Below are 4,259 nucleotides of genomic sequence, written 5' to 3' on the forward strand. Positions count from 1 at the left end.
GACCGCGGCCGCGTCTACCACCTCCGCGCCTACGATATCCCCGATACCAAGAAGCAGGCCAAGGGCCTCCCCATCGTCAACCTCATCGACCTCGAAGACGGCGAGCGCGTCACCACCATCCTCCCCGTCCGCTCCTACGACCGCGACTACATCCTGCTCGCCACCCGCAACGGCGAGATCAAGAAGACCCGCCTCGCCGAGTTCGAAGAGGTCCGCCGCAACGGCAAGATCGCCTTCAATCTCGAGCCCGGCGACCAGCTCATCGCCGCCCGCATGGCCACCAACGACACCCACGTCATCCTCGTCTCCAGCGAAGGCCAGGCCATCCGCTTCCGGATCGACGACCTGCGCGAGGCCAGCCGCACCAGCGGCGGCGTCCGCGGCATGCGCCTCACCGGCGATGCCTACGTCGTCGGCGTCGAAACCACCGACGATGGCTCCCAGCTCCTCATCATCTCCGAACGCGGCTTCGGCAAGCGCACCCGCATCGAGGAATACCCCGTCCAGGGGCGCGGCGGCCAGGGCGTGAAGACCCTCAACATCACCGAAAAGACCGGCAAAGTCGCCGCCTGCCGCATGGTCTCCCCCGGCCAGGAGCTCATGCTCGTTACCCGCGACGGCATCGTGGTGCGCACCCGCGTCGATGGCATCAGCCTCATCGGCCGCAACACCCAGGGCGTCACCGTCATGCGCGTCAACGAGGGCGACCAGGTCGCGTCCATTGCCGCCTTCACCCTCAACGGCGACAACGACGACCGCGCGGCCCGCCGCCGCCGGGCCGACAACGGCGCCGCCGATGCCCCGCTCAACGAAACCCTCCCCCTGGGCCTCGAACCGGGCGAACCCGCCGATGGCGAGGCCGATGACGACGCCGACTAGCCCGGCAGCGCGCCCCGGCCGTCCATGACCAGCATCTTCCTCGGACTCGGGGCTGCGCTCGCCTGGGGCACCTCCGATTTCCTTGGCGGCCGCTTCACCGCCCGCCTGCCGGTCTTCACCGTCTCCCTCGCCTCGCACATCGCGGCCACCCTCCTCCTCGCTGCGACCGTGCTCCTCCTCCGCCCGGAGATCGGCCGCGAGGCGCTCCTCTGGGGCCTGACCGCCGGCCTCGCCACCAGCTTCGGCGGCATGGCCCTCTACCAGGGCCTCTCCCTCGGCGAATCGGCGGTCGTCGCGCCGCTCTCCGCCTGCGGCGCGGTCCTCCCCGTCGCCGCCGTCCTCCTGACCGGCGAATCCCCGGGCAACGTTGCCCTCGCCGGCATGGCGTTCGCCTTTGCCGGCATCATCCTCGTCTCGCTTCCGCCCGAAGGCCGCCTCTTCCCCACCGGGCACCACCTCCGGCCCGTGCTGCTCGGGCTGGCCGCCGCCCTCGCGTTCGGCCTCTTCTTCCTGCTCATCGGCCGGGCCTCGTCCAGCGATGGCGATGCCCTTGTCGCGGTGCTCGCCGCCCGCTTTGGGGCCTCGCTTTCCACGGCCGCCATCGGGCGCGCCGCCCGCGGGCTCCGCTGGCCGGGCGCCGCCGGCGCGCTCCGCCTGGGCAGCATCGGCGTCGTCGATACCGCGGCGAACCTCGCCTTCGCCCTTGCCACCAGCCGCGGCAACGTCGCCGTGGCCTCCGTCCTCGGCTCGCTCTACCCGGTGCAGACCCTCCTGCTGGCCCGGCTGTTCACCGGTGAGCGGTTCACCGCCCGCCGCCTTGCCGGGGCCGGCTTCGCGCTCGCCGGGGTCGCCGTTATCGCCGCGTCCTGAAGGCCCGCGTTCAGTTCCGCGCGAGCACCAGCTGGAACTCCAGCACCCCGCGGTCCTCGACGCTCAGGACGATCGCCGCCCGGGGCTGAGCGATGTCGTAGTCCGCGAAGACGATCTCCGCCGAGCCGACCACCACGATCAGCCCGCTCTCCACTTTCGCCTGCACCGGGATCTCCACAGCGCGCGTTACCCCGTGCAGTTCGAGCTTCCCCTTCAGCGTCGTCGAGAACTCCTCGCCGTTCGCGAACCCCTCGGGCAGCGTCACATCCTCGCTCAGCGTGAAGGTCGAGGTCGGGAAGCGGTCGGTTTCCAGCGCCTGCCGGCGAAGCGCGTTATCCCGCTGCGAGCGGTCGCTCTGAAGCGCCTGCATGTTCGCCGTGAACGAACTCCCCGCCTTCACCGTGTTCCCCTGAATCGTCACCGTCCCCTTCACGTCCTTCGTGCGGCCCACGGCCGTCACCGCGCCCACCTGCGCCAGCTCCTCCTTCACCCGGTAGCCCACGAAGGTCTCGCCCTGGGAGGCGATGCCCCAGGTGCCGGCTACCCCGGCCGCCTGCCCGCTCCCCTGTTGCCCGCCGGAGGCTGGCGCAGTCGCCGCCGGGGTGCCGCCGCTCCCGGCCGCCGCGGTCGGCGTGCGCACCGTCTCCAGCGCCCCTTCGAGCGAAACCTCCTCCGGCGCATCGCTCCGGAGGTAGAAGTACCAGACGCCAACCGCCGCCAGCACGGCCGCGACGACTACCGCGCCGCCAGAAATCAGCAGCCTACGTTTCATGTGCAGCCCCCACACAGAACTTCCCGGCAATCTTCGCCGACGCCCCGTTACGTGCCCGTCAGGACCCCTTACCGCGGTAAAGGCCGGGTGCAGGCCAGGCAGCACAACGCCGGGGGCCAGCGGCCCCCGGCGTCCTTCGTTCGTGCGTCCCTCGAGCGGCTAGAGCGCTTCGATGATCGTGCTGATGCCCATCCCGGCGCCGATGCACTGGGTCGCCAGGCCGTACTTCTTGCCGCTGCGGCGCAGCTCGTGCGCCACGGTCAGCACCAGGCGGGCGCCGGTGGCCCCCAGCGGGTGGCCGATGGCAATCGAACCGCCGTTCACGTTCACCTTCTCCATCGGGATGCCCAGCTCCCGACAGGACGGGATGACCTGCGCCGCGAACGCTTCGTTGAACTCCACCCGGTCGATCTGGTCCGCCTCGATGCCAGCGTGCCGGAGCGCCTTCTTCGTCGAAGGAACCGGCCCGAGGCCCATCACCTGCGGCTTGATCCCGGCGATGCCGTAGCCCTTGATGCGGGCCAGCGGCTCGAGGCCGAGCTCGAGCGCCTTCTTCTCGCTCATCAGCAGCACCGCGCTGATGCCGTCATTCGTCGGGCAGCTGTTGCCCGCGGTGATCCGCAGCTCCTGGCCCGTCGGGCTCACGATGCCCTTCACCGGCGGCAGCTGGCTGAGCGTTTCGATGTTCGTCCCCGGCCGAATGCACTCGTCCCGGTCGAACACGATCATCTTCCCCCGCTCCGATTCCACCCAGTTGCCCTCGGCATCGAAGACCGGGTCCTCCACCTCGAGCGGGATGATCTCGTCCTTGTAGACGCCCTTCTCGTAGGCCGCGACCGCCTTGCGGTGGCTCTCCACCGCGAACTGGTCGAGCTCCTCGCGGCTCAGGTTGTACACCTCGGCCACGTTCTGGGCGGTCTGCACCATCGAGAGCACCGGCGAGTAATCGAGGATCTCGTCCGGGAACGGCACCGAGAAGTTCTCGAAGTGGTCCGGCGCCATGTTGCGCTGCTCCGGCGTCTGCTCCAGCCGGCGCCGGTTGAACTCCGTGATACGGGTCGTCGGGCCGCGCTGGCCGCCGCCGAGCTGGCGGCCCATCCGCTCCGCGCCCATCGCGATGCCGACCTCCGTCGCGCCGACCGCGATCGACTGCGCGATGCGGTGCAGCACTTCCATGCTCGACCCGCACTGGCGGTTCGTATCGAACGCCGAGACCTCCGAGGGCAGCCCCGCCAGCCGCGCGATGGTATCCGCGCCGATGCCCGCCAGCTCGCCCGCGCCGCCCACGTTGCCGAGGCCGATGTCCTCGATCATCGAGGGCTTCACCTTCGGGTTCCGCTCCAGCAGCGCGCGCAGCACCCGCGCACCCGCCTCATCCAGCCGCGTCGCGACCAGCTTGCCGCGCCCGCCCCGGGCAAACGCCGAGCGGACCCCATCCACAATGACCACGTTCTGCAGTTCCAAGAGCCTTTCCTTACTTCGGTGCCAGTCTGAGACAGGCGCGTTCGAACGAACCTGTCCCGCAATCGCCCGCATGATACGCGATCCGCGCCCCGCCGGCGAATCCCATTCGAGCCCACCCTCCACCCCGGCGGCATCGGCGGCCCCTCGCCCTCCACCCCGTCAGGAGATGTCGCGAGGATTTGCTATCCTCGGCGGCCGTGAAACGCCGGCTCCTCGCACTGCCCCTGCTCCTGGCCCTCCTCGCCGGCGCCTGCCTGCCCCTCAACGAGCCGGA

At 70.3% G+C, this 4,259-nt stretch carries 4 protein-coding genes; 2 read left to right on the top strand and 2 right to left on the bottom strand.

Going from position 1 to position 4,259, the window contains the following annotated elements:
- Window positions 1-879: DNA gyrase C-terminal beta-propeller domain-containing protein (locus VAE46_RS05120; RefSeq protein WP_322795842.1), on the top strand; the 879-nt coding region annotated here is incomplete at its 5' end.
- Between the two features lie 24 nt (window positions 880-903).
- Window positions 904-1,749 carry an EamA family transporter gene (locus tag VAE46_RS05125; RefSeq protein ID WP_322795843.1) on the top strand — a complete coding sequence of 282 codons (846 nt, stop codon included), beginning with the start codon at window positions 904-906 and terminating at the stop codon, window positions 1,747-1,749.
- Between the two features lie 10 nt (window positions 1,750-1,759).
- Here the strand turns inward: VAE46_RS05125 and VAE46_RS05130 are convergent, their stop codons facing one another.
- Both VAE46_RS05130 and VAE46_RS05135 read right to left on the bottom strand, forming a co-directional pair.
- On the bottom strand, window positions 1,760-2,521 hold the full coding sequence (locus VAE46_RS05130) for a YceI family protein (protein ID WP_322795844.1): 762 nt from the start codon (window positions 2,519-2,521) through the stop codon (window positions 1,760-1,762).
- Window positions 2,522-2,680: 159 nt separating this feature from the next.
- Window positions 2,681-3,985: a thiolase family protein gene (locus VAE46_RS05135; RefSeq protein WP_322795845.1), complete on the bottom strand. Its 1,305-nt coding sequence runs from the start codon at window positions 3,983-3,985 to the stop codon at window positions 2,681-2,683.
- Between the last annotated feature and the right edge of the window lie 274 nt (window positions 3,986-4,259).

The organism is Tepidiforma sp., assembly GCF_034433535.1.
Taxonomy (GTDB): Bacteria; Chloroflexota; Dehalococcoidia; order Tepidiformales; family Tepidiformaceae; genus Tepidiforma.